This is a genomic window from Bartonella sp. AA97HXZ, from assembly GCF_042196985.1.
Classification (GTDB): Bacteria; Pseudomonadota; Alphaproteobacteria; order Rhizobiales; family Rhizobiaceae; genus Bartonella.
In genome coordinates, this window is record NZ_JBHIRC010000003.1 from 61,877 (window position 1) to 88,555 (window position 26,679).

The 26,679-nt window shown below is 38.0% G+C and carries 19 protein-coding genes and 2 pseudogenes; 9 read left to right on the forward strand and 12 right to left on the reverse strand.

Annotated features, from left to right (window positions below):
• Positions 1-101: 101 nt before the first annotated feature.
• Both ACFINE_RS03090 and ACFINE_RS03095 read left to right on the forward strand, forming a co-directional pair.
• The gene (locus ACFINE_RS03090; RefSeq protein WP_005774573.1) at positions 102-377 is read left to right on the forward strand and encodes a DUF4164 domain-containing protein; all 276 of its coding nucleotides are present in this window, start codon (positions 102-104) and stop codon (positions 375-377) included.
• 12 nt (positions 378-389) lie between these two features.
• Positions 390-779, forward strand: a complete 390-nt coding sequence (locus ACFINE_RS03095; RefSeq protein ID WP_375613188.1) for a cell division protein ZapA — start codon at positions 390-392, stop codon at positions 777-779.
• 1,481 nt (positions 780-2,260) lie between these two features.
• Here ACFINE_RS03095 and pyk read toward each other — a convergent pair.
• Complete coding sequence (gene pyk, locus ACFINE_RS03100) at positions 2,261-3,697, reverse strand: pyruvate kinase (protein WP_375621007.1); 1,437 nt, start codon at positions 3,695-3,697, stop codon at positions 2,261-2,263.
• A complete protein-coding gene (locus tag ACFINE_RS03105) occupies positions 3,694-4,182 on the reverse strand; it encodes a DUF1036 domain-containing protein (RefSeq protein WP_273790491.1) in 489 nt (162 codons plus the stop codon). The genes pyk and ACFINE_RS03105 overlap by 4 nt, the downstream gene beginning before the upstream one ends.
• A 262-nt stretch (positions 4,183-4,444) precedes the next feature.
• Between ACFINE_RS03105 and ACFINE_RS03110 the strand changes: the two genes are divergently transcribed.
• Entirely contained in the window at positions 4,445-4,705 is a 261-nt protein-coding gene (locus ACFINE_RS03110; protein ID WP_005774567.1) for a DUF2312 domain-containing protein, read from the forward strand.
• Positions 4,706-5,243: 538 nt separating this feature from the next.
• Here ACFINE_RS03110 and rimJ read toward each other — a convergent pair.
• The 4 genes and pseudogenes from rimJ to ACFINE_RS03130 form a co-directional block, all read right to left on the reverse strand.
• Positions 5,244-5,807, reverse strand: a pseudogene (gene rimJ / locus ACFINE_RS03115) (ribosomal protein S5-alanine N-acetyltransferase).
• Positions 5,808-6,378: 571 nt separating this feature from the next.
• Positions 6,379-8,241: an ABC-F family ATP-binding cassette domain-containing protein gene (locus tag ACFINE_RS03120; RefSeq protein WP_375621051.1), complete on the reverse strand. Its 1,863-nt coding sequence runs from the start codon at positions 8,239-8,241 to the stop codon at positions 6,379-6,381.
• Positions 8,241-8,627, reverse strand: a complete 387-nt coding sequence (locus ACFINE_RS03125; protein WP_273790493.1) for a hypothetical protein — start codon at positions 8,625-8,627, stop codon at positions 8,241-8,243. The genes ACFINE_RS03120 and ACFINE_RS03125 overlap by 1 nt, the downstream gene beginning before the upstream one ends.
• 100 nt (positions 8,628-8,727) lie before the next feature.
• Complete coding sequence (locus tag ACFINE_RS03130; RefSeq protein WP_375621008.1) at positions 8,728-9,363, reverse strand: thiamine diphosphokinase; 636 nt, start codon at positions 9,361-9,363, stop codon at positions 8,728-8,730.
• A gap of 147 nt (positions 9,364-9,510) precedes the next feature.
• On the opposite strand from ACFINE_RS03130, the gene ACFINE_RS03135 reads away from it, so the two are divergent.
• Positions 9,511-11,088, forward strand: a complete 1,578-nt coding sequence (locus ACFINE_RS03135) for a M48 family metalloprotease (protein WP_375621009.1) — start codon at positions 9,511-9,513, stop codon at positions 11,086-11,088.
• 305 nt (positions 11,089-11,393) lie between these two features.
• Here the strand turns inward: ACFINE_RS03135 and ACFINE_RS03140 are convergent, their stop codons facing one another.
• Positions 11,394-12,305, reverse strand: coding sequence for an RNA polymerase factor sigma-32 (locus ACFINE_RS03140; protein ID WP_015856975.1), 912 nt, complete (start codon positions 12,303-12,305; stop codon positions 11,394-11,396).
• 576 nt (positions 12,306-12,881) lie between these two features.
• Here ACFINE_RS03140 and ACFINE_RS03145 point away from each other — a divergent pair.
• From ACFINE_RS03145 to ACFINE_RS03160, 4 genes are all read left to right on the forward strand, one after another.
• The gene (locus ACFINE_RS03145; RefSeq protein WP_375621010.1) at positions 12,882-14,462 is read left to right on the forward strand and encodes a hypothetical protein; all 1,581 of its coding nucleotides are present in this window, start codon (positions 12,882-12,884) and stop codon (positions 14,460-14,462) included.
• Between the two features lie 21 nt (positions 14,463-14,483).
• On the forward strand, positions 14,484-14,825 hold the full coding sequence (gene fdxA, locus ACFINE_RS03150) for a ferredoxin FdxA (protein WP_015856977.1): 342 nt from the start codon (positions 14,484-14,486) through the stop codon (positions 14,823-14,825).
• Between the two features lie 303 nt (positions 14,826-15,128).
• The gene (locus ACFINE_RS03155) at positions 15,129-15,713 is read left to right on the forward strand and encodes a CarD family transcriptional regulator (protein WP_273790499.1); all 585 of its coding nucleotides are present in this window, start codon (positions 15,129-15,131) and stop codon (positions 15,711-15,713) included.
• Positions 15,714-16,099: 386 nt separating this feature from the next.
• A complete protein-coding gene (locus tag ACFINE_RS03160) occupies positions 16,100-16,288 on the forward strand; it encodes a hypothetical protein (protein WP_375621011.1) in 189 nt (62 codons plus the stop codon).
• Between the two features lie 331 nt (positions 16,289-16,619).
• Here ACFINE_RS03160 and ACFINE_RS03165 read toward each other — a convergent pair.
• Positions 16,620-17,369 (reverse strand): annotated as a pseudogene (locus ACFINE_RS03165) (tyrosine-type recombinase/integrase); the annotation flags it as partial.
• 1,387 nt (positions 17,370-18,756) lie between these two features.
• Positions 18,757-18,936, reverse strand: coding sequence for a 50S ribosomal protein L32 (rpmF, locus tag ACFINE_RS03170; protein WP_005774555.1), 180 nt, complete (start codon positions 18,934-18,936; stop codon positions 18,757-18,759).
• Positions 18,937-19,361: 425 nt separating this feature from the next.
• Between rpmF and ACFINE_RS03175 the strand changes: the two genes are divergently transcribed.
• Positions 19,362-20,264, forward strand: a complete 903-nt coding sequence (locus tag ACFINE_RS03175) for a polyprenyl synthetase family protein (protein WP_375621012.1) — start codon at positions 19,362-19,364, stop codon at positions 20,262-20,264.
• Between the two features lie 1,721 nt (positions 20,265-21,985).
• On the opposite strand, the gene ACFINE_RS03180 is transcribed toward ACFINE_RS03175, so the two are convergent.
• The 3 genes from ACFINE_RS03180 to ispG form a co-directional block, all read right to left on the reverse strand.
• Positions 21,986-22,585, reverse strand: a complete 600-nt coding sequence (locus ACFINE_RS03180) for a hypothetical protein (RefSeq protein WP_375621013.1) — start codon at positions 22,583-22,585, stop codon at positions 21,986-21,988.
• Positions 22,586-23,388: 803 nt separating this feature from the next.
• A complete protein-coding gene (locus ACFINE_RS03185) occupies positions 23,389-24,540 on the reverse strand; it encodes an MFS transporter (protein WP_375621014.1) in 1,152 nt (383 codons plus the stop codon).
• A 501-nt stretch (positions 24,541-25,041) separates the two neighbouring features.
• On the reverse strand, positions 25,042-26,283 hold the full coding sequence (gene ispG, locus ACFINE_RS03190) for a flavodoxin-dependent (E)-4-hydroxy-3-methylbut-2-enyl-diphosphate synthase (protein WP_375621015.1): 1,242 nt from the start codon (positions 26,281-26,283) through the stop codon (positions 25,042-25,044).
• Between the last annotated feature and the right edge of the window lie 396 nt (positions 26,284-26,679).

The following is a 26,679-nucleotide window of genomic DNA, read 5'->3' on the forward strand; positions in this document are numbered from 1 at the left end:
CTACATACTTAAAAATAAAATGCACACAACACAAGAGTGAAAGTGATTCGTTTTTGCATAACACATTGATAAAGGATACAATTACCCAAAGGATAAAAGCAATGAACCAAGAGACTACAGTTCTACAAGATGCTTTAGAGCACCTAGAAAAGGCACTTAGAACTTTAGAGATCACCATAATAAACCGCAATGCCGTTATTGATAAAAATAACGAATGGGAAGAAGAAATCCAACGAATGAATGCTGACCGCAGCCATCTTGCCCAAGCGCTTGACAAAGCTGAAGCCCAAATTGAACGCTTAGAGTCCGTAAACAAAGAAGTTTCCAAACGTCTTATTAAAGCAATGGAAACAATTCGTGTTGTCATTGATAGATAAAGGTTTGAATGTATGGAAACTGTTTCCGTTACCATTGATGGTAAAGTTTATCGCATGGCTTGTGACAAAGGACAAGAACGTCGTCTTATTGCGCTTGCTGCTCAATTGGATCAATATATCACACATTTAAAGAACAATTTTGGTGAAATTGGCGACCATCGTTTATCGGTTATGGCTGGCATAATGATTATTGATGAAATGGAAGAAATAAAACGAGAAAATAAAAAATTACAAGAAGACTACAATACTCTTTTACGACTCCACAACGAAAGAGACCGCACCATGGGGAAAATTATGCGTGACACCACACAACGCATTGAAAATCTCACCAACCAATTGCTCAAAGATGATCAAAACCGCACAAACCTTCAAGAACAAGAACAGGAACAGGAAGATTTCTAAAAAGTACATCAGCGCGTAATAAACCAGAGATTTGACTTGTCCGCCACATCTCACAGGATAAAAATTCTTAAACCCACACCAGTCTGTAAACAGTCTGGTTTTTTATAGGAAGGATTCCAGCTACTCACGACTTATGGGATTAACTTAAACCTCAACAAGAAAGCCCTACCCTGAATATTTCACCTCCGCACAAACGCTTCCTATATCAAGGAGGCTGCCTTATATCACCACACTTTAAATGAGATGTCTTTTAACAGCGCAATAAGATAACAAAACAAACATCATTGTAAAAAAAATCATATAAATGACAACAGCAACAAACAAATAAAGCACCCTTCGAAAAAAAGAGCTATATTCATATTCCCTATGAATGCATGCCCAAAAATCCTTGCCCCTTAGATAATATCAAGCAGATTCAATATATATTAAAAAATAACCTTATCTATTATACCATAAAACACCGCTATTTGATACTATAAGCACCATGGAGTCTTTGCACCTGAGATGTCCATCCGATGAAACCCACCGAAAAGAACCGTATCATTTATAAACCAGCGTGAATTAAGTATTTTCATCCTTTAGAGCAGGAAAAAAGTCAAACCCGAAGAGTATGTTAATCTCATACAACCTCAAACATCATAAACAACAATAATAGCTCTTGAAAACATCCTCTACCGCTATTTTTATCCTTATAACAAATAATCCATATTTCTCTCCCCACCCCTCAAAATCTCCAAGCTTAATAAAAGAAAGAGCAAGTCGGCATCATCATTATAGTCAGCCCTCAATATTGCGATAGCCCCCTTGGCTCGTAAAACGATTCATAAGAGGGACGCCTTTCTTGTACAGCTTTTTCCCATAAAACCCACCCGCTTGTGATGTACAAACAAAGAGTTATGATTAACAAAACATAAATAAATTTAAGAGAATCTTACGGAATTCGGGGTTCTAATTCAAGTTTAATAACGATAAATTATCATTATAAATCAATATGTTGCAAATGCTTCGACAAAGCATATTTTAAAAACACATTCACCCATCACTTTTTCTCATAACATACCAGTACGATTTTTTAGGCACATAATTTTAATTTTATTCAATTCTGTTTGCAAAAGTTTAAAATGGGAAAAATTTCAAGGCTCTTATCCAAAAAGCGAAAGAATGAACTCTCATTATCAATAAACATCTCGCTCGTATAAACATCAATAAAGCAATCCCCAATCTGTCTCAATGAAATAAAAGGGGGGCTCCCATTAAATGCCTACCGTAAAAGCAGTTTCCTCAGAACTAAAACAAAATCAACAGACAACATCACCGCATCTGCTTCCATCCCCAAACTGGACGACCTAATGCAACACCTTGCTATCTTACGATAGGAGATAAAAGAATAATGGGTCTATGGAGGCATTCACAAGAAGCGCACACCCGTTGTTTTTAAAGCCTGTTCAAAGGCGCATGAAAAAACACCATGCGTAAACGGCTCAAATCCCTTTCGTTCCATCTTGAGAGACAGAAGCAATACGCAAGAGATTTGTCGCACCGGGCGTTCCAAGAGGAACACCGGCTGTTACAAGGAAACGATCCCCTCCTTGGCAAAAGCCTTCCTGAAATGCAATGGCTGCTGCTCGATCAACCATATCTTCTAAATTGCGAGCATCTTGCGTGACCACACAATGAAGCCCCCAAACTAAAGCCAAACGCCTTGCTGTTTCCACAATGGGCGATAAAGCAATAATCGGTCTATTAGGGCGTTCACGAGAGGCGCGCACCCCCGTTGTTCCTGAAGCCGTATAGGCAACGATAGCGGATAGAGCAAGTGTTTCAGCAATCTGACGCGCAGCAAGAGAAATCGCATCCGTTCCTGTTGATTCTGGTGCTGGATGTTGTGCTCCAACCTGAGCGGCATAAGTGTGATCCTGTTCGATTTGTCGCGCGATTCGGTCCATCATAAGCACAGCTTCTTCAGGATAACGACCAGAAGCAGATTCAGCAGACAACATCACCGCATCTGTTCCTGCATAAACTGCTGTAGCAACATCCGACACTTCTGCGCGTGTGGGAACAGGAGATGTGATCATTGATTCGAGCATTTGTGTTGCCACCACAACCGGTTTTCCAGCTAAACGACAAGCTTTTATCAACTCCATCTGAAGAGCAGGGACCTTTTCCAGAGGCATTTCCACACCGAGATCACCCCGTGCAATCATAATACCATCGGAAATTTCAATAATCTTCTCTATATGCTCCAAGGCTTGAGGCTTTTCGATTTTAGCCATCAAAGACACCTTACTTTTCGTCAACTGACGCACCGCCATAATATCTTCTGGACGTTGAATAAAAGAAAGAGCAACCCAATCAACAGGCTGCTGTAAAAGAGCCTGAAGATCCTCCTTATCTTTTGACGTCATCGAATCAAAAGGCAAAATTGTATCGGGAAAACTGACACCCTTTCGATCAGAAATACGGGTACCAGCAACCACGCGACACTGTACAAAGTGATCATCACAAACTTGCGCACGCAGTTCCACCCTTCCATCATCAATCAACAACCGGTCCCCTGGTTTAACAGCCGAAAATACATCCTCATGAGGGAAAAAAACACGCTGTGCATCACCAAGAACATCGCGATTATCTAATGTAAAGCTTTGCCCAACACGCAAATCTTCTTGCCCCTTAGCAAAACGCCCCACACGCAGTTTTGGCCCCTGAAGATCCACCAAAATACCAATGGGGCGTCGAACTGTTTTTTCAACTTCTCGTATAGACTCGACCAAATCACCCAGCATATCACGATCAGTATGGCTCATATTAAGACGAAAAACGTCTGCTCCTGCCCTAAAAAGCTTCTCAATCATCAAACGAGAAAAAGAAGAAGGACCAAGAGTCGCAATAATTTTTACTTTACGTGCACGTTTCACGGTGGAGAATTTCCTGAAAGAGAAGGTATAACTGAATTGTTTAACAAAGACTCATCCGTCAACTGTACCATCCAACTGGTTTGATTTCCGGTATCGATCTCTTTAAATTCAGCCTTTTGATATCCTCGAGGGAAACAATCATGAACCCCTTGAATAGTAAATTGGCTATCTTGCACACACATGGTCACAGAGCCTGCCCAGTTCCCTTTTTTTTGTGCCCCTTCCGCATAAAAATAATAAAACCGTGAAGCAAGGGGCCCCTCAATTAAAGTTTTACATTCCGTCACTGGTACCGTCCACCAGCCTTCGCTCACCCACCCTGAAAATGTACGATATCCAAGAGCAACCCCTACAGACTGTTGGGTTGTATTACAAACTCTAAAGTCAGCTTTTGCAAAAACAACAAGGGGAAACAAGAGCAAAATGCTCAAGAGAAAAACTTTTAATCCTTTCTGAAACACCCAATATCGCTTTTTTAAAATCACAAAACTTCCTCTATAATGCCAAATTCTCAAAACAAATTACACATTTCTTTTTTTAAAGCTTTTCAAATCTAAAACGTATATTTTTATATTTTTCTTTTTATAGCCCTTTTATCAATGCATATATCTTAAAAATTTTACAAAATATTTAAAGTCAATTTGTAAAAAAGCTGTGTAGCTTGATTTACTTTTTGTTTTCAAGCTTTTTTAACATAAATTCGTCGTCGAAAAACAACTTAAAATATATAACTTGGAGAAAAATACAATGAACGATACAGTAACCGATCAAACACACGCTATATCCGTAAACCAATTACGCTCTTTTATCGAACGTATTGAACGACTAGAAGAAGAGAAAAAAACCATTTCTGATGATATTAAAGACGTTTACACTGAACTTAAAGGCTCTGGTTTTGATAGTAAAGCTGTTCGAAGCATTATACGGCTGCGTAAAAAAGAAGAGCATGAAAGAATGGAAGAAGAAGCAATCATTGAACTTTATAAAAATGCGCTTGGTATGAATTAAAACCATTGATAACATTGGAAATTTTCTTAAGAAAAGAAAATACAAATGGCAAAAAATAAATGAATGTATAAAAATTTCACCCAACAATAAGCCGTTTGTGTAACTTGTAACGAGACTATCGGTCACAGAATACACAATATTGCAACAGCCCTCACATTTAAAAGGATTTATACAGAGAATTTTTATTCTTGTTCTTCAATAATTTTTATCCACATAAACCCTCACTTGTATGCCAACCTATGCCAACTCAGTTTGTGATGTGCAAGAGAGGTGTTTTTATGATTAAACATCAATAAATTTGAAATGAGAAAGTCTTCCGATATTGAGGACTCTCTTCAAATTGAAAAAAATGAATTATGATGATAAATCAATTTATTATCTACGCAAAGAAACATATGAAAGCGGTCAGCCGTTGAAATCCGCTAAACGAGAGTCTGAACTGTTTACAAAAGAAGAGGTGGTTAAGGATCTTCGTCTTTTAGGATAGGGAAAAGTGCAGCATATTTACACATTTGATAAAAAGACCCTTAACAAAACTTTATTCGAATCTATTAACGGACTCATAAAGATCATTGATTCGAGAGGTTAGAATGTGATCTCTCCATTTTCCAGAAATCATCAAATAGTCTTTGGCATAGCCTTCTTTTTCAAAATGAAGGCGTTTTAATAAACGTTCGCTTTTTATGTTCTCAGGTCTATAATTTGCCATCACTCTATGCAGATGATAAACATGAAAGATATGGCGTATTAGAGCCGATAAACTCTCAAACATGAGACCTTTGCCTTGTTATTTTTCATCAAGAGAAAAACCAAGATGACAGGCTTGAAAAACACCCCGAACCACATTTGTAAAATTCACAACACCGATGACTGTGTTTTCATTTTTTAATCGTACAGCATATCGGTATGCTTGTCCCTGTGCGCTTTCATAAGCAAATGCATTGGCTCGTGTTTCCCAAGCTGTTAGGCTGTGGTAACCATCAGATCTAACAGGTTCAAAAGGACGCAGATGATTCGCATTACGGAGGAAATAAGAAGACAGTTCAGCTGCATCTTCTAAACTGATCAATGTGGAAATTGTTCGCTTTGTTTTAATTGCCATCATTTTCTCCTCCTAGAAATGTTGCAATAACACGTTGATTTATCTTAACAAATCATCATTTTTAAACTTAAATTATAACATCAAATACAGTAAGCTTTCCTCATCACAACACTTCTTACGTTAGAATTAATGAGGATCATTTGCTTTTCCATCATAAGCGGGGGTGGTGTATTTAGGATATAAGGTAAAGACAAGGGCATGTTTCTTATGAATGCTCTCAAATTCCAAGGGGCGCTATAGCAACATTGGGGACTGGCAAGGTATGCAATGGAACTGGCATATTTCCATATACGAAATTTTGAAAAAACTCACGGCAAAGGTAGTTTTGTTTCTTTGCCTTGTAAGCTCAGAGCATGTTTGTTTTGCGCTATCATATCACTGTCCCCCCATATACAAATCCTAATGACCATCGCCTTGAGATGCTATATGTTACAGTGCAATCTAAAAAGTCTCTGCCATAACTCGTCAACAACACTGTTCCCGCTAAATCAGCCACAAACTCTTGTAACAAATTAAAGAAAAGCGATGATGCAATACGAATTAAAATGTTTAGATATTAATATCTGAAACATTACCGTGAACACGCTTCCATTTCTTCGCGTAAAATTTCAAGTTCTAACCATTCTTCTTCTTTTTGTGTGCAAGTATTTTTCTTTTTTTCCAACGTTGTTGATAAACGCTCAAAACGCTCTTTATCACTGCGATAAAGGGCTGGATCAGAGAGTTCTTGCTCAATTTTTTTGATTTCGTCCTGTAAAACAGCAATTTCTTCAGGCAATTTTTCCAATGCATAAACCTGCTTATAAGACAATTTACTTCGTGTTTTTTTCTCCCGCCCTATCAAGCGATCATCTGTTGATGTGTCCTGCTTTGAAAGCTCTCCCGCATGAGATTTTGAAGGTGCTTTACGTTGCGATAATTCTGTTCTTTTGCGTTGTAAGCGAAGAGCATGCTGGTTTTGCGCCATCATATCACTATAGCCGCCCGCATACAAAACCCAATGACCATCACCTTGAGGTGCCAACATATGCGTTACAGTACGATCTAAAAAGTCTCTGTCATGGCTGACCAACAATACTGTCCCCGCAAAATCAGCAATAAATTCTTGCAACAAATCCAAAGTTTCCATATCCAAATCATTGGTCGGTTCATCAAGAATCAAAAAGTTTGCAGGACGAGAAAGAAGTCGTGCAAGCATGAGGCGTGCTCTTTCTCCCCCTGAAAATTCTTTAAGGGGAGTGCGAGCTTGTTCCGGTAAAAATAAAAAGTCTTTCATATAAGAAACCACATGCCGCTCCAACCCATTGATCACAAGAGTATCACCTCTTCCCCCCGTTAAATAATGCGCTAAAGTTTCTTCTTCATTTAAAATACGTTGCTGATCAAGCAATGCCATAGAGAGGTTATAGCCATGCCTCACCGTTCCACTATCCACGGCTTCTTGCCCAATTAATGCAGAAAGGAGCGTTGTCTTTCCGATTCCATTGGGTCCTACCAAACCGATTCGATCACCCCGCTGAATGCGCAAAGAGAAATCTTTCACGATAATGCGATCACCATAGGATTTTGAAATTTTCTTTGCTTCAAGCACCAATTGCCCAGAATCATGACTTTTTGCTGCTGTCAAAAGTGCATTTCCTGGCTGCCCTTTATAGGTTTGATGACGCTGTCTTAAGTCTTTTAATTCGCCTAAGCGCCGTACATTACGCTTACGCCGTGCGCTCACGCCATAACGCAACCATTGCTCTTCACGAGCAATTTGGCGCCCCAATTTATGCTGTTCGATGGCTTCTTCTTCCAGTGCTTTATCACGCCAATTTTCAAACTCAGAAAAACGCTTTTCCAGTCTTTTGGTTGTGCCACGATCAAGCCATACCGTTGACCGTGTAACATTTTCTAAAAATCGTCGATCATGGGAAATCACCACAATCGCTGAACGCAAAGAAGCCAAAACAGCTTCCAGCCATTCAATAGTTGGTAAATCAAGATGATTGGTTGGTTCATCTAAGAACAAAATATCGGGTTTTGCAGCAATGGCCCGTAACAATGAAACACGCCGCTTTTCGCCTCCCGAAAGCGTTTCCAATTTTTCCGTCCCAGAAAACCCTAAATTTGTGCGAAGCGTATTAATCCACTGAACATCAGATATATCATCCAGCCCCGCTTCCATATAAGCATTAATATCTTCAAATCCTGAACAATCCGGATTTTGTGAGACATAACGGAGCGTTACTCGCGGGTGGCGAAAAATTTCGCCACCATGAGGTTCTAATATTCCTGCGGCAATTTTTAATAAGGTCGACTTTCCACAACCATTACGGCCGACCAGCGCAATACGCGCCCCCTGCTCAACCGATAAAGAAGCTTGATTGAGCAAAGGCGTTTTTCCAAAATTTAAGAAAATGCGGTCAAGCCGCAGAAGCGGCACCGCCATTAACGAACGCGGCGCGGACAAGGTGCTTTATACATCACCCCTCTTGCATCACGGTAAGCACACAATTGCCGTACAGGGACTCTCTGTCCACAAGGTGCTTGGTAAACATGCCCTCTACGACCACGATACGTGCACAATTGTGATACCTGTCTTTGTTGTTTTCTTTGATTTGCAGCTGCACCTGTTACTGTTCCAGCCAAAGCACCAAATGCTGCACCGGTAAGTGCTGCTCCAGGCGTACTTCCAGCAATAGCAGTTCCAGCCAAAGCACCGATTGCTGCTCCTCCTACGCCGTAACGTGCAACGCGTTCATCGTTTGTAGTACAAGCGACTGAACTGAAACCAATGGCTGAAACAACGGCCACTTTAAAAATTGATTTTAACATATCAAAACCTTTCCTTCTCAAGATCAATACATATATCGTTTATGTCGGCACTTCATCACTAGGCCCCCCCCTGCCTTATTCAAAATATATTGGAAGAGCTTTATGGAATAGGTACAGACGCTAACAATATAGCTTTTCCAGAACCTAAATGGCAAGAAAAGGTTCCACAAATACGGTTAGAAAGTGTTAAAGAAGAGCCAAATGACACATTTTTGTCACAAATTGGCCATTTTACCCCTTTAAGAGTCAAACTTTTTAAATCAGAAAAACCGATAATACTAAACAAACATCCCTTAGGCAAATCATACGAACAAGGTTTTGACAAAACCGGCCAACCTTCTTCCAAACCGCTTGTCAACAACACTGAAATACCCCTTTCAGCCATCATCAACGCTTGCGTCATATGAGAAAGGCTATGATCACTTCGCTCCCCTCCCAAAGCACCACACAAAATAAGCTTTTTAGCGCCATTTTGCAGCGCTCTTTCACATGCCAGAGCACTATCTGTCATATCTTTATCAGAGGGAAAAACTTCACGCGGAACATGACTATATTGACGTATTAAGTTCTCATCTGATGAATCAAAATCCCCTAACCACAACTCAGGCGTCACATTAAGCGCTGCCGCATGACGCATACCACCATCAGCAGCAATTACCCGACTGTTTTGAATTTGATTAAGCAAACGATCAGTGATATGAACATCCCCATTTAATAATATCGTAAATGTTGTCATGCCATACTTTGCCTTTCACAAAATTTTCTTTACAGTGCATCTTTTTATAAGTGAGAGTCATTTTTTATAAACAAAAAGCATGATATAGCCAAACGAATCCTTATCCCTAATGCCTTTCTTAAAAAAACATACGATACAAAGATACAAATGCAATTTGCCAAATTACTCTGCAGAAATAATGTGCACCATGGTCCAACGCACCCCATTTTTCACCGCAATTTTCTTTTTCGCTCTTGCCTGTATAAAGCAACTTTCATAAGTCTAACGTTTCTCCTTTCGGCTTGTCATACACCACTTTCTCAAAATGATAGGCTTTCTTCCACTTCTTCTAAAACGATCAAACGTACCAACAACCACAATATCTATGTCACATTAAGCGCTCTGCAACACCCACGTATTTTGCAAATGTATGGTGGCGCTTATCATGATGCAAAACTTGAACAGCTTTTAGCAAAGATTGTCCGTAAACTAGCAGTTGCGTCCCATAGTTCTCATCAAAGCTATTCTGTAACAATTTTAAACTCAGAAACTATCAATGCTTTTGCGCTCCCCAACGGCTCGATCTACATCACTCGTGGTATGCTGGCATTAGCCAATGATTCTTCAGAAGTTGCAGCCATTTTAGCCCATGAGATAGCACATATCAGAGCCAATCATGGCATTTTACGCCTGCAAAAAGAAGCCCAATTAAAGATGACCAATCACATGTCTTCACGTCTTCTTTCTTCTATTGGCAAAAAACTTCATAACCCTATGCAAAACAAGCAACAACTCGCGCAATTTTCCCGCAATCAAGAGCTGGAAGCTGACTCCCTTGCGCTCGAAATGCTCCAACAATCAGGATATGATCCTTTTGCTTCACCACGCTTTCTTCAAACAATGGAAGCCTACAGTGCTTTTCGTAATATCTCTGGCACCCAAAATGCCTCTCTAGATTTTTTAGCCTCTCACCCAACTACCCCTCAACGCATTCGGCTTGCGATAGAAAAAGCGCGTAAAATCAGTAAAGGGAATAGTAAAATATCCGATCATGATTCTTTTCTCAAAAGCATTGATGGCATAATTTTTGGAGGAGGCTTTTATACAGGTTTTGTACGAGGCAACCAATTTATTCACCCACAATTGCGCATAGCTTTTTCTGTTCCAAACAATTTTACAATAGAACATTCAGCACACACTGTTTGGGCCAGTGGACCAGATAAAATTGCGATTCGTTTTGATGCTATTCCACATCCTGCTGAAATATCTGCGAGTGATTATTTGAAAAGCGGCTGGATTATCGGTCTAGATCAATCATCTATCCGCCCCATCACAATTCAAGGGCTCCCCAATCAAGAATTTATGCGCCAAGAATCCCAAAGCCAAAGTTTACTTGGAGCGCGGGCCTATGCTACCAATGATCAATGGCAATTTGATGTGGTTGTCATTCCATTCAACAACCACATCTTTCGTTTTTTGACGGCCGCTCCATATAATTCTCGAAATTTTGCAGAGGTTGCCCAAAAAACGCTACAAAGCTTTCATTCTCTTTCATCTTCACAGTTAAAAAAATTGCAGCCCTTAAAAATCCGTGTTGTCCGTGTTAAACAAGGAGAAACCGTTGCCAATCTTGCAGATAAAATGCAATACACACCATATAAAGAAAAACTCTTTCGCATCCTCAACGCCCTCTCACCAACGCAAACTTTACCCGCAGGTACAAAAGTGAAAATTATTACAGAATAAGCCTTTCTTCTCATCCGTTACAGTTTTGATTCTTTTCTGTCTCTATCACGCCCTCCCCCTTAAAGCATATTCGAAAATAAAGAGGAACACTTTAAAATCCAACTTCATCATGCCTTTATAGGTCTCCGTTTGATATATATTTCCTCCAACTAACAGCCCCCTATCTTCCTCTGTTTATCAGTAGCGCCCCCAAGGAGGCATATTCCTAAACAAATATGAACACCCCCTAAAACTGACTTTATCATATTCTCATATGCCCCCACTTAATACATTCTCTTTCCTCCCCCCCCAAAGCCTTTCACTGCTTATATATCGTAAGCGTCTTCTGAATGAACCGTAAGGAGAGCAGAACGCAATTTTTGCAAAGCCCTAGCTTCAATTTGACGCACGCGCTCTTTCGAGATTCCTAACTTTTCACCTAAAACTTCGAGAGTCGCCCCCTCTTCATTTAAGCGACGAAAGCGAATAATTTCCAACTCCCGTTCGTTGAGAATTTGCAACGCATCGTAAAGCCATTGTGTACGCCGTTGACCATCAATGACTTGCTCAATTAAAGCATCAGGAAGAGGACTATCATCCACCAAAACATCCATCTTAGCAATGGGATTATCACTGTTCTCAGAAACAGAAACACTCAAGGAATTATCAGAACTGGAAAAACGAAAATCCATCGTTTCAACATCGCGCACGGAAACACCGAGTTTTTCAGCGATTGTGCGAAAAATATCCTGTTTTGACAAAGCACTATCATCTTGTATCAGTTTTGCACGCAAACGCCGAAGATTAAAGAAAAGTGCTTTTTGCGAAGAACTCGTTCCCCCTCGAACGATTGACCAATTTCGCAAAATATAATCTTGAATAGAAGCGCGTATCCACCACGTTGCATATGTTGAAAAACGCACTTCCCGATCAGGTTCAAAACGTGCAGCTGCTTCCAATAGTCCCACATACCCTTCTTGTACCAAATCCCCCAATGGCATTTTGAAACGTTTAAAGCGATTAGCAATAGCAATCACTAAACGCATATGAGCCGCTGCAATTTGATGCATGGCATCATCATCACGTTTGTCTTTCCACCGCAGAGCCAAATCATGCTCTTTTTGTCGTTCAAGATAAGGTGCTTGCATAGCAGAACGCATCATATTACGTCCTAAGCTTTTGTCTGCATCGCTATAATTTTTGCTGCTTTTATAAACAGCATTTGAAAGATTACCCATAATAACCCCTTGCGATTAAAATTATCAAAATTGATTTGGCAACGACATCATTGTTCTTCGCTTAAAAAGAACGCAAAAGTTGTTAACTTCTGTGACCACTACTTTAACGTGTAATTTTATAATCGCAATTGTTTTTTTTACTGTCATGGTAAAACTTCTTGACATAAGACACAATTTCACCTGCAAAATGCCTTTACAATATGCCTTTTAGCCTATGAAATATTTGAAAAAACTTTCTCTTCACTTTTCATGACAAAACAGCAAAAAAATAAAGTGATCATGCAAAAGAAATGCCGTTTTTTGATAACCGGTTCCGTTTCCTTTTAAATTGAAGAATTTATTTATGCTTTTAGCTTTACAATACAACTAATAAGTGTAATTTGCAAATATAAAGCATCCAAACTGAATGAAAACTGAATGAAAAAAGAATCATTCAAGTTTTAAAGGCGCAAAGAAACAGCAAAAAATGACAAGAGTGATTGAAGCAAACGCAACAAACGTGTTAAAGAAAGAGCACCATTATGAAATTGTCGCAAAAAGCTTTTGACCAGTGTCACACTGAGAAAGAAAATGATCATGGATAGCAAGATTGTTCAACAGAATGAGATTCTTCAAGATGATATTCTCATTGAAAAACACGGAAGGGGTAAATTTGAAGGTTTTCGTTTTTATGCCAACAAAAACAGTACCGATCAAATAGCTGAGAAGCAAATTTCAACAGAGAATGAGAATTTGATTCTTGCTTTTTCCAAACGCGCGACACGTTTTTGTGCTTCTGCAAATGGAGATTTTACCCTTAGTTCTGATGGAATTGTGCGCTGGATTGGTCAACCCGTAGGACAACTTGTAGCAACAGAAGATTTTTTTAAACCAAAACTGATTGTTTTAGCAGATGAACAACTCACGGGAGAATCCCGCAATAACGTTGTGAAACGATTAGAACGCTTTGTCACCTTTCATTTTGAAACGACTTTAAAACCCCTGTTTGATTTGCGCAATGCTGATAATTTAACGGATTCAACAAACAGCCTTGCTTTACAACTTTTTAACTCTTTAGGGATTTTACCACGCCGCGAAGTCTTAGACATTGTCAAAAACCTTGCGCAAGAATCACGTGCCGTTCTTCGGCGTCTAGGCGTGCGTTTTGGCGCTTTTCATATCTATGTTGCCGGAATGCTTAAACCTGCTCCGGTTCAAGCCATTACTCTCCTGTGGAATCTTCAAAATGCGGGACAAGATCAAACTGGTTTGGGTGAAGTTTTTTCAGCATTATCTGCTGGTCGAACCTCTTTAATTGTTGACCCTACCTATAACCGCCAATTTTATCAATTAGCCGGCTACCGAATCTTAGGACAACGTGCTGTACGGATTGATATTTTAGAACGTCTTGCCAATCTCATCCGTCCCGCACTTCATTGGAAACAAGGAAGTGATCCTAAACCCGATGGAGCCTATGATGGCAAAAGTTTTTTTGTTACACCAGCCATGATGTCCATTCTTGGGGCCAATGGAAACGATATGGAAGAAATCCTCAAAGGACTTGGTTATCAATCGTACAGCATAAGCAATACTGTTTTTGAACAAAATCTCTTTGCACACCAAGCCTCTTCCCCTGTCAATAGGGCAATGCAAGATGTTCCTGCAGCAGAATGCGTTGGAAGTCAATGGCAAACAATAAGCGATTTAGAAACAACACGAGAAGAAAAAAATACCTCATTCCCAAACACTTCATCCTCTGGTATTGAAAAACATCTCCATAAAACCAATCGTTTACCAGCAGCTGAACCTGTTGGGAATTTTGCCAAATCCCCGCGCTCTACAGAAGAAGATAAAGTTATTTTGTTATGGCATTATAAGCATCAATTCCCCCACCATGCACAAAAAAAACGTGATAAATTAGGAAATAAGTGGCAAAATAAATCGAAGAACGCTGTAAAAAAAGCGGAATACAAAAATGAAAATTCCCCTCAAGAAGCACCATCACAAGCAAAACGCTCTCATAAGTTCCACAAATCCCAAGGAAAACATGCAAATCATAAGCCCTTTCAAAAAGAAAAGCGCCTTAATCCTGATTCACCTTTTGCGAAACTAGCTGTACTACGCGATCAACTCACCAATCATAAAAACACGCACACACTTTCCTCTAAAGAGAATTAAAGTAACAAATGGAGTTTGATCTTGACCCACGTAGTAACCGACAACTGCATTCACTGCAAATATACGGATTGCGTTGAAGTCTGCCCAGTTGATTGTTTTTATGAAGGGGAAAATATGCTTGTTATTCACCCCGATGAATGCATCGATTGTGGTGTTTGCGTGCCAGAATGCCCAGCAGAAGCGATTTTACCTGATACAGAACCAGGATTAGAAAAGTGGTTAGAACTCAATCTTCATTATGCAAACAAATGGCCTAATCTAACCACCAAAAAAGATCCTCTTCCTCAAGCAAAAGAAATGGATGGTGTTCCAAATAAATTAGAAAAGTATTTTTCAGAAAATCCAGGAAGTGGCGAAGAGTAATGATAAAGTGTACACTCTCCTCCTTCAACGATTGAAAGACTTCTCTTGTAAAAATAAAAAATCCTTAAGCGAAATGATTGATTCTTTTAAATTTTGATGTTAGTGTTATTTTAACATGATCATCTTTCTAAGTATTTTTCTTTGCTTGTTATAGTAAAGCGGTGTATTTTTTTTTGATTTAAAAGTACTCGGCTTTTATGCTCACTTAATTGGTACAATATACTTGGTTAAAGAAAACTCAACCCTCAGGTTTATAACCTGTTTTCCGATACATTTGTTGATCATAAGGGAGTAAACTAAAATATGGCATCCCAACATGGAACGTCTTCCAAGACCAAAGAATTTGCAACCTCTGAATATATCGTCTACCCTACGCATGGAGTAGGACAAATTATAGCGATTGAAGATCAAGAAGTTGCAGGACATAAATTAAAACTTTTTGTCATTCATTTCGCGAAAGATAAGATGGATGTCAAAGTCCCCATTGCAAAAGCCCTTTCCGTTGGAATGCGTAAATTATCTGCTAGTGATTCTGTCGAACGTGCCTTAAAAGTTTTACGCGGAAAAGCACGCGTTAAACGGACCATGTGGTCACGTCGTGCACAAGAATATGATGCTAAAATCAACTCAGGAGATCTTATTTGTATCGCTGAAGTGGTCCGTGATCTTTTCCGCTCTAATCTACAACCTGAACAATCTTACTCTGAGCGCCAACTTTATACAGCTGCTCTTGAAAGAATGGCCCGCGAAATTGCGGTTATTAATAGTCTTTCTGAAACAGAAGCTATCAATCTCATAGAGATGCATCTCTCCAACAAGCCGGAACGCGAGTTTAAAACTGAGAGAGAAGAAACAGATGAAAACAGTAAAGCTGTCTACGCTGCATAATACACTCTTTCATCATAATGATGATATTTCGATAAAACCAGCGAAAAGCTGGTTTTATTTTTTAACATCCTCTCTGCCCTTAAGGACAAAGTTTCTTAACCAGCGCCAATCTATAAACAATCTAACTTTTCGACAAATTCCTCTTCCTCATTTTCTTTCTTCATAGATAATAAACTGATTAATCATCATAATCTAGCATTATTCATTATTAAATTAGAATCTTGAATATGGTAAGATTTCTCATTTCAAATTTCTCTCATGTTGAAGCAATCAAATCACTTGCTTGTCAATCACAAGTGGAGTTGATCTGTGGGTAAAAACTGTACAAAAAGAGCGAGACACTGTCTCAAACACCAAAGGATATACCAACATTGGAATCTGGCAAGATGTGTAAGGGCGGGGCTTGCTTTTTTATTAAGCGTAAAGATCATAGTGCCGTTTATACACTACACCGAAACTTTACCATTGACCCCCTTCTACAAAACCATTGTAACATTCAAAAACGCCGTCATAAAATGGATGCCACAAATATTGAAAAATATTCCTTTAAAAAAATGCGTGACAGTACAACATAAGATATTTTGTCTTGGGCGCTCTATTTTGCATGAGAAGCATTCCCCCCATTAAAGAACGCGATAAAAAAAGCATGAACTAAAACCATCATCTCCATTCTGTAAAAGGCATTCCAAATACTTTTGAAAGCTGTAAAACTAACTTAAAAAATAACAATAAAAATGAACGTTAGCATTGCCCCTTTCAATTTCATATTTTTCCCAAATGAGGTTTCTTATTTCAGAGATTACGAGATATACGCAATATTCTTATTCCAATCGAACACAAAAAATCTAGAACGATTCATAGAACTCTTAAAAGTCTCAATCTCTATTTTAAACAGACCGCTAAAGATTGGATATTCTCAGCAGGAATTGTCCAGTTATCATCTTCAATCTGATCTTCACGAATATGACGCAAAGGATTAGTACGAACGCCTATCAGGACAAGCAAACGCAAAGCCAGTTATGTTATGTTTTACAGAGTAACTGATAAAAGGCAGTGACTTCTTTCCAATCCATGGCTAGTCTATTAATAGTTTTATGACGTTGCTTACCTTAAGAGCGCGCGTGCTTTTATCGTTGCTTGTAAATCAACATCCACACCCAATGCAACCGCATGTTTGAGACAAAGATTAAGACGCTTCAGTGCTTTATCTGCTGTTGCAGCTTTTGTATGCCAAATAGAGGCAAGGGTATTGCGTATCTCTGTTTGCGTAATCTCTGAAACAGGCAGACAGCCTAATTTGGGGAAAATATAAAGGTGTAAGGGTGAAAACCAATCACAAGCCTCACCATCATTTTTTAATTCAGCTTTACGGCTTTCAAAAGCATCCAACACGATATCTTTTAAATAATGGAGATTGCGCATTGCCTCACGCTTTTGTTTCTCACGTTCTTTAATGGGATCACGCCCCTCACGTAAAACAGCCCACCATCCAGTTGCCAATTCACGGGCTTGTTTTAAAAAAACATCTCGCAAGGCACCCAAGCCCATTTCACGGCGCCGACCATGAATGGTATAACGATAAAGCCATTGAGCACCACCATCTTTACGTTTATGAAGAAGCAAGCCGGCACCATCATTATATTTGCTAGCCCCCAATGTTGCGACAACCCTTGGCTCTTAAGACTCTTCATAAGAACCATTTTTAGTTCTTTCTTATACAAATTTTATCCACACACTCATCCCACTTGTGACGTGCAAACGAGTGGTTTTGATTGATTCTAGATAGAGAGATTTGAAATGAGTGAATTATATATATAAATCAATATGTTGTCTAATTATGAACAGATAACAAAAAATCATAAACTTAGGTAAGCAACACCATAAAATCATTCATAAACCAGCTATGAACTGGAGAGTCGTACCGGCTTTGATAAAATACTTTGCTCACCCCCACACATAACATATTTGGTTTTAAGTTTACTTATTTTTACAAGCTGTTCGCAACAAATCCCTTATATTCACAAAAATAAGAAAAATATATAGACAATTCTTAGTTCAAAAACATGAAAATACAGCGTGATATTCATAGAAAAGTCTCATATACCTTTATCATAAAAAGCACTAAAGGTTATTGAATGTGTACACCTTCTGTCTTGTAACGGTTTTCTCTTTTCTGCTCATAAGAAAGCACGCTGGCATCAGCATACACTTAACCCCAATGTTACAACAATTCTTACATTTGAAAATATTCATTATAAACATTTTTCCTTTTTTATAGAGTTTTCACCCACATGCCAGCCCCACTTGTGACCGAAAAGCAAGTGATTGTCATTGATTCAACATGGGGGAAAATTTGAAATGAGAAAATCCTACGATAGACCTTCCATTCAAGGCGCAAAACAACAAATGATCTTTATAAATCAATGTGATGTCGATCTCTATTTTTTTAAGGAGAATCACATGTCACAATATAAGCCTATAGACAAACCATTGCCTTAAATATTCTCATAAAAAACACCGGTATGCTTAAAGCCTTACATGGATCAACCGCCTTAAACGACGATATTTTACGGTCTAATAGGATTCTCTCTACAGTCAATAAAGATTAAGTGCGATACAAAATGATTTTATTACTGAGCTAACTTATATCAATACCCAAGCTCTTAACGAAGTCATCATAAAAGACACTGATACAAGCAATCCCTTATAGCCTCTCAAGAAAACAAGAAAATCATCTCCCACAATAGAATCATTTCTCTACAGCAAAACTTTATCCCACACATGTTCTCAAGAAAAAGTGAAAAACGCATCTTACCCAATGCATTCACTAATGAAATAAAAGAAGTTCACCACTGGAAAAGAAAGAAAACGCTAAAGTTTTATAACCTCTAAAACGGAACATCCACGATACATTCCCTATTCCACATCGATAGAAGACGACGCAAGGGAACCTCAACATTCATCTTAAAGCGAAAATGCACGCCCCAAGCGTGCATTGATCGATGAAATAAAAAAGTTGACCTCTGGAAAAGAAAGAAAACGCTCAGTCTTTAACTACTAAAACGGAACGCCCACGATACATTCCCGTTTTCAAATCAATGTGATGAGGACGACGTAATTCACCAGAATTTTTATCTTCGATATAAGTCGGCGCCTTCAGAGCATCAGCCGAACGGCGCATGCCCCTCTTCGCTGGAGAGGTTTTTCGTTTAGGTACAGCCATAAAAAGACACTCCAAATCCATTAAAACAGAAAAAGCAATGTCAAAAATGACAATGCTTCATTTAAAAACACCATAAAATTTGAAGATATTATACACTGATAAAAAAGAAGAGGCAATGTCAAAATGATCCTCCTCTTACTAAAAATGACCTTCTTATTATCAAAAATGGTGTCACAATAATCAAATGAATATCAAAAACACTGCAAAATTTGAGAATTTTATACACCAATGAAAGCTTTTTTATAAGCCCTTCATTCAATTTTTATTTGGTTTAAAAAGGGATTTGCGCATACAGTAGAGATACGGATAAAAAGAGAAGTTGATTTTTAATAAAAAACGACGCCAATTTATGAAAACAAGAAAAAGCGACAACCTTTCTCTTTAAACTTCATAATTTCATTTTTGTAAAAACAAAGGAAGCAAGAATGCACGAATTTACCACCCTTCTTGCAAAACATGGACATACCGTTGAAAAGCGGCTTGATACCCTGTTAAGTGATCAAATCCAAAATGGTGAAATTTCACGCCCTAAAAATTTAATCAAAGCCATGCGCTATGGTGTGCTGAACGGTGGAAAACGCTTGCGTCCTTTTCTTGTAATTCAAAGTGCTGCACTTTTTGATGTCCCTGTAGAACATTCTCTTGATGTTGCGTGTGCCTTAGAATGTATCCATTGTTATTCGCTCATTCATGATGATCTTCCCGCTATGGATAACGATATACTCCGGCGTGGAAAACCCACCGTCCATATAGCATTTGATGAAGCAACAGCAATTCTAGCAGGCAATGCCCTCTTAACATTTGCCTTTGAAATCATTGCCCATAAAGCTAGTAATCTATCTACAGATATTAGAATCAAGCTGATCACATCTCTTGCACAATCGGCAGGACTTGGCGGTATGTTAGGTGGACAAATGCTGGACCTTGAAGCTGAAAAAAGACCGCAAGAAAGTACTGACATCATCACTCTACAACACATGAAAACAGCAGCCCTGATAAGCTTTGCTTGCCAAGCAGGTGCCATCATTGGCAATGCATCTAAAGAATTAACTGAAAAACTTACTGATTTTGGTACCTATCTTGGTTTAGCTTTTCAATTAACCGATGACCTTCTTGATGTCACCGCCAACACGCAAACCCTAGGAAAAACGGCTGGGAAAGATGAAACGGCACAAAAAGCCACTTTTGTTCACCTTTACGGCATTAAAGAAACCCAAAAAAAGCGAGATACACTCATCAGTAAAGCAGAAGCATTCTTACATCCTTTTGGCGCTAAAGCACTCCCCCTCCAACAAGCAGCACACTTTAGTGCAATACGCCAAAATTAAACTTCATCCACCCTATTGTACATAGTGTACACCGTCATATTTATTGAATGCATAATAGACTTTTCCAAGAAACATTACCATTAATCTCCATTATAGTCCTTATCATGAAATGGGTGCGACAAATCTTAAGAGGAATTTCATTAAAACAAGCCGCGTAAATTTATAACACAAATGCATTCTAGGTATCCTATTTTGCATGAAAAATGCCTTCCATTAAAGACTAAAAGAAACAAAATGTAAAACAATGCGTAATCACCATGTTTTAAAAGATATTACAGTGGATGCTTTAAAGCCGAATAAAAAACAACCGGAAAGAGGAAAACTCGTTTTCTCCTTTATGTCTTTAATCTTCTAACGATAAGGCAAAAATAAACAGAATAAGTATACAACAAGGCATTTTATAAACCCGCAAAAAACAATAAAAATGCCGATTGGCTTTGTAGCCTTATCAAAGTCATCTGTTGTTTATTGCCAACCCTAGGAGTACACTGCCCTCAGTAAAGAGTCGTAATTTTTATGCCTTTCCACGCTATCTTGTTGTAAAAGATCAAATATGGTTACATTCTGTAAATTCAGTCGTGTATTGCTTGCTCTCTAAAAACACTTTTACAAAAGTGCTGATTGTTTAGTTTAAGCATCATTTTTTTGAAACTCGTATTTAAAATATCAGAAAAAAATGAACATAATGGCTATTTTGATTTTTATGCCACCCTCAAAGAACAAAATCTTTTAACCTAATCTACTCTGTAAACAGTCTAGTGTCCTACCGAGTAGGTTTCTCTCGTTTTCCACGCATGCGATTCACTTAAACTAAAGACGCGATAAACAAGACTTAAGAATATTCACCATGCACTTCTTAAAATACTTAATGTATCAAACAGGATACCTTCACTACCCTTCAAATGACGGTATGTTACGGCATAACAGGATAAATAAAGTCATCAATTTCAATAACACGAAAGACAAAAAAAAATATTATTACCGATCTCTCTTTTCTTAGCAAGAAAGATATAAAACATTTGATTTATAATGATAATTCATGTTTTTCAACTTGAATAAGAACCCTAAATACCGTAAGATTCTTTCATTTCAAATCTGTGTATGTTAAATCAATCAAAATCACTTGCTTGCACCTCACAAGCGGGAAAAGCCGTGTGGAGCAAAACATCAAAGAAAGAACTAAAAAATGCCTCTTATGAACCGGCTTAAAAGCCATGGGCTGTCCACAACATTAGGAGCTAGCAAAGTGAATGATTGTGTCGGCACGCTCCTTCAAAAGCAGAAACATTTTTATTTACAAAAGTGTGTAATAACTTCAATTTAATAATAATCATGGTCACTATACAACTTTAATTCATCACGCTCTTTATCTCGTTGATTCAATTCATCACATAAAAAGAGAATTGATAAGATTAAACAGAGAATGATCATTGCAACAGAAAGATAAAAAAAGTCCTTATTATTATATATAAAAGCGCAATCTAATTTGTGATAAGTCGTTTTTTCAACCCAAGTGCAAATTTCCTCCTTTAAGTGCAGTTTTCTTATTAAGATGAAAAGCATCATTGTAAATGAACCTATACCTGTTGCCAAAGCTGGAAAATATGTCCACCTTTTGAAGCCATAATGAACAAATATGCAACATGGATAAGAAAATGCCGCGATTATTAAGACTATTATAGCCATTTAATATCCTTCGAGAGAACTTTGCTCGTTAAATGTCATTTGTAAATTCCTCTTGGTTGCATCATGTCATATATCGTGCGGAGCTCTATGCAAAAACGTGCTATTTGTTTAGTATTTTCACTATGACCAGCTCTCATACTAGACACAAGGTCAATAATTTGTGTTGTTGGGCTAATACCATTTCCACTTGAAGAATTAAGAAATTTTTTCGCATAATTAATCATGGGGTCGGTAGAATTCATAGACATATTATAAGCCCAGATAAAATCGCTTTCTCTCCAATTATAGTCATAACGCAAACTGCTTATGACATTGGGTAGCATTGCCCATGACATCTCCTCATTATAATCACCGCGTAATAAATTAACAAAGCGTCCACATAAAACAATAAGTATGTGACGATGCCATATAATATCAAATTTGGGCGCGATATTCTGATAACCACGGCTATAAACGAAATTTCTTGCTTGTTCCTGCTTTTGAAAATGTTCAAAAGCCTCGTATTTTTCACTTATATATTCTTCGTAAAGTTTATTATACTGCTCTAGACTATCTACGCGCGTACATCCCAACAATACCAATACAGAAAAAAGAGTTATAAATGTTACAACATGCGTTATGGATAACGATTTCATCGCTTTACCTTTTAATAACCATAATTTGTACAGCTTAACAGATTCCTATCAAATATATCAATATGTGCTGGTTTCTTGTGGCTTATTTGTAGCAAATTGTACTCAACAATATTTCTGTACTTGGTTTTATTCCCTCTCAAAGAGGGGGCTATCATTCAAAGTTTCCATAGATAAGTTTATTATCTGGATTAAGAGTATTTTCTAACATCAGAAAATACAGAGCTAACGCCACAATCAAAGAGAAAATACTCAAAAATGAGAATGTACAACGTAAAAAAATTATCTCAACAAGATGATTGATATTTTAAAGGAGGCAATGGTAAAATCCGCTAAATATACCAACAATAAAATAGATCATCAAAATATCAAAATCGATCATACGGGAATTCTTATGCGGACAGGCTATAAATTGTCCGACTGCTTAAATTAGCTCTAATGAGATAAAGGGTTAGCAGCAAGGAACCAATGAAAATGGGGAAAACTGCTTCATCACCATTCCTTAATAAGCATATAATCTGGCACAATCATTTTCTTTATCAGCGTCCAATCTTATCAGCAACTCTTTGTGCAATATTCATGAGCAGCATTTTTATTTCCCTTTTAACGATTATTATGCCACGCCCACTTATAACGTACAAGCAGATGACTTTGATTGCTTCAACATACATAGATTTTAAATAAGAATAACTGAGACTATTCAGCTTTCTCATTCAACATGAAAAAACAACGATGCGCCTTAATAAATCAGAGCCTTGCCCCACTATGAAACCCTATAAAATACGTATCGTAATAAGTTAATATTTTCACTGAACTTTTTTGAGAGTTCCTTCTAAAAAAAATACCGCCAACAAGTAAATCAATAAATAAATAGCAAAAATATAAACGAGTGAGAAAAAGCCAAATATATTGACCATATACGCACTCATGTAAAAAAATACCAATAAGCTAAATCTCCCAACGGTTGACAAGAAAGATTCATATGTAGCCCTGAAATGATCACTAATACTATCGTGCAAGATAACTTCTACACGAAGATATGTATACTTAATGAGATAAAAAATCATACAGACTAAAATGACAGCCATTTCTTTTCTTGGTTCAAAGAAAGCGACTGTAGAAATCAGTAAAGCCGAAAGAAACAACAGTAAAATAAAATTCACTCTTTCACTTAGTTTTGTAAAGAGAAAACTAGCCAAGAGCTGAGAGAGCAATATCAATGAAAATGTCACACCAAGATCAAAATAAGTGACATTAATATTATGATCTTTAAATATCCACTGCCAATACTGCGAGAATATATTGAAAAAAATCAATGAAAAATAAAAGCATAAAGAGATATAAGGAACTTTAATAAAAATAGATAACATCTCCTTAGCTTCACAAATGAGAGAATTCGCTTTATTTGGTTTTTTCTCCCCCTTCAAGTCATCAAGAAAAAACAAACCAAATAGTGTTGTCATCAACATTAAAAACGCCGCGATATACCATATATATTGGCTCGAATAATCAGCAAAATAAGCACCGATCAAACTGAATATAAACATGCCGATGTAATTATATTGAGAGCTGGAACCAAGCACTTTTTTAGTGGATGTCAATTTTTCTTTTGCATATTGAACAAGTAAAGCATTATAGGCTCCAGCAATTAATGTCAGCGATAAGGCATTAAAAGTTTCTGCCAAAAGAAAACCATAAAAGCTTGTAGAAAATCCCATGAGAAAGAGCCATGTGGCAGCAAAAGCCGCTGCCAAAACGATCGATATTTTATAACTTTTTCGATCAGCAAAATATCCCAGAGGAATATCGGTAACCATCATAATAAAAGCCTGAAACGACTTAATGACACCTATATCAATAAGCGTTAAGCCTTTTTCAAGCATATAAAAGACAATAAAGGCGCCAGTTAAAATCCTTATACCGTTAAATAAAAAGCCAAACGCTAATATACTTGTCATGCACTCCCCCAATAACGCCAAAAAAGGCACCCGTATACATCATTTTATATCAATATAAAAGCTTACATTTTACGACAAATAGGACTATAATCGCTATAAGGATTTCCAATCCTATCAATTTGATACCCCAAAAATGCTGGGAAAATGCCTGAAAAATCAATAAACAATGTTCTTTCTATAATTTGATATTTGAAGAATCCGTTAAATATTTTACTGTCTCAAGAGCAGCCAAAAAACCAGCAACAACATTTACGGATCTATTTAAAGTATTCATATCGTTTTGCTTAATAGTCTTAACACACTCAAACTCATTAATATCCTTCATAAGCTTCTGATTCTAAAACAGGCATATCATCTGGTTTTACCTAAAATAATAAGCAACCAACAACAGTATTGACCATAGCTAAAGCAGCATACAACAGCACCATCTTCACATTGAAGACAGCTTGTTTTAAAAAAAACGACACACCCTTTTTACTTCAACCTTATGCGATTTTTACCTCAACCTTGCCCAAAGCGTGTATGAATATAATCACTCAAAAGCGCTTCAAATTCTTCAGCAATGTGATCACCCCGTAAAATTTTTACCTTTTGTCCCTCAATAAAAACAGGTGCCGCAGGACTTTCCCCCACTCCAGGCAAAGAGATTCCAATATCCGCATGCTTTGACTCCCCCGGTCCATTGACGATACATCCCATCACAGCAACCTTCAAGCTTTCAACGCCAGGGTATTTTTCACGCCAAACAGGCATATTTTTGTATAAATCTGCTTCAATTTTTTGTGCCAATTGTTGAAAGACCGTTGAGGTTGTGCGCCCACAACCAGGACAAGCCGCAACAACAGGCAAAAATTGCCGAAACCCCATCACTTGCAAAAGTTCTTGCCCCACCTTTACTTCTCGTGTCCGATCACCACCAGGTTTTGGTGTTAAGGAAATTCGTATCGTATCACCAATCCCTTGCTGTAATAAAATACCCAAAGCCACCGAAGAAGCAACAATGCCCTTTGTTCCCATCCCAGCTTCCGTTAATCCCAAATGAAGAGCATAATCACAACGCGCCGCCAAGGTGGTATAAACAGCAATAAGATCTTGGACATCACTCACTTTAGCAGAAAGAATAATTTTATCACGTCCCAATCCCATCTCTTCAGCCCAAAGAGCCGATTGCAGAGCAGACTGCACAACAGTTTCCCGCATCACTTCAGCAACCGATAAAGGATTTTCTTGCTGTGCATTTTCATTCATAAGCCGTGTTAACAACGCATTATCAAGAGAGCCCCAATTCACGCCAATGCGAATAGGTTTATGATACCGACAAGCAATCTCAATAATTTCTGCAAATTGACGATCTTTTTTTGCGCCAAAACCAACATTTCCAGGATTGATGCGATATTTTGCAAGCGCCTCAGCACACGCAGGATGCTCTGATAAAAGCTTATGGCCAATATAATGAAAATCCCCCACCAATGGGATAAAAAATCCTAACCTCTCCAATCGCTCCCGTATTTTTGGTACAGCTGCCGCCGCTTCATCGCGATCAACAGTAATTCGAACCAATTGTGAACCAGCTTGCCAAAGAGCAGCTACTTGAGAAACAGTTGCATCAACATCAGCGGTATCTGTATTGGTCATTGACTGTACAACTATCGGGCTCTGCCCCCCAATAATCACATCACCAACAGCAACACCAACAGATCGACGACGCTCAAGTGGTTTAGATAAAAAATAGGTCGTACTCATCAAGTCCTCAAATTTTTAAAACCTGCGCTATCAATCATTATTTACATTGACTTCCTCCGCGCTTCAAAGGACGAAAATTACACCGCCCACCAATCTTAACAGATTGCTCTCAAAAGGTTCTACCTACTAACACTGATGCAATACAATTCATAGGTAGATTCATTCTATAGACGCACCGGATAAGTTCTACTACTTCTGTTCAAGTTTATACTTCTACACTTGGTTGCTTCAAAAAGAAACTGAAACAAAACAGAGACAATACTGTATTTTTAAGTTGCATGCCGATACCTTAATCAACGTCACCACAAAACAATGTTTTACAACACAACAGATAACGCCTATCAAAGCGCAATTTTTAAAAATGCATGAAAGACATCGCCAAATTAATCCAACATA

What these genes read in the sequence shown, in the direction of transcription:
- ACFINE_RS03090 (WP_005774573.1), top strand. Translation starts at nt 102, where the DNA reads ATGAACCAAGAGACTACAGTTCTACAAGATGCTTTAGAGCACCTAGAA.
- ACFINE_RS03095 (WP_375613188.1), top strand. Translation starts at nt 390, where the DNA reads ATGGAAACTGTTTCCGTTACCATTGATGGTAAAGTTTATCGCATGGCT.
- ACFINE_RS03110 (WP_005774567.1), top strand. Translation starts at nt 4,445, where the DNA reads ATGAACGATACAGTAACCGATCAAACACACGCTATATCCGTAAACCAA.
- ACFINE_RS03120 (WP_375621051.1), bottom strand. Translation starts at nt 8,241, where the DNA reads ATGGCGGTGCCGCTTCTGCGGCTTGACCGCATTTTCTTAAATTTTGGA.
- ACFINE_RS03125 (WP_273790493.1), bottom strand. Translation starts at nt 8,627, where the DNA reads ATGTTAAAATCAATTTTTAAAGTGGCCGTTGTTTCAGCCATTGGTTTC.
- ACFINE_RS03130 (WP_375621008.1), bottom strand. Translation starts at nt 9,363, where the DNA reads ATGACAACATTTACGATATTATTAAATGGGGATGTTCATATCACTGAT.
- ACFINE_RS03135 (WP_375621009.1), top strand. Translation starts at nt 9,511, where the DNA reads ATGCAATTTGCCAAATTACTCTGCAGAAATAATGTGCACCATGGTCCA.
- ACFINE_RS03140 (WP_015856975.1), bottom strand. Translation starts at nt 12,305, where the DNA reads ATGGGTAATCTTTCAAATGCTGTTTATAAAAGCAGCAAAAATTATAGC.
- ACFINE_RS03145 (WP_375621010.1), top strand. Translation starts at nt 12,882, where the DNA reads ATGGATAGCAAGATTGTTCAACAGAATGAGATTCTTCAAGATGATATT.
- ACFINE_RS03155 (WP_273790499.1), top strand. Translation starts at nt 15,129, where the DNA reads ATGGCATCCCAACATGGAACGTCTTCCAAGACCAAAGAATTTGCAACC.
- ACFINE_RS03160 (WP_375621011.1), top strand. Translation starts at nt 16,100, where the DNA reads ATGTGTAAGGGCGGGGCTTGCTTTTTTATTAAGCGTAAAGATCATAGT.
- rpmF (WP_005774555.1), bottom strand. Translation starts at nt 18,936, where the DNA reads ATGGCTGTACCTAAACGAAAAACCTCTCCAGCGAAGAGGGGCATGCGC.
- ACFINE_RS03175 (WP_375621012.1), top strand. Translation starts at nt 19,362, where the DNA reads ATGCACGAATTTACCACCCTTCTTGCAAAACATGGACATACCGTTGAA.
- ACFINE_RS03180 (WP_375621013.1), bottom strand. Translation starts at nt 22,585, where the DNA reads ATGAAATCGTTATCCATAACGCATGTTGTAACATTTATAACTCTTTTT.
- ACFINE_RS03185 (WP_375621014.1), bottom strand. Translation starts at nt 24,540, where the DNA reads ATGACAAGTATATTAGCGTTTGGCTTTTTATTTAACGGTATAAGGATT.
- ispG (WP_375621015.1), bottom strand. Translation starts at nt 26,283, where the DNA reads ATGAGTACGACCTATTTTTTATCTAAACCACTTGAGCGTCGTCGATCT.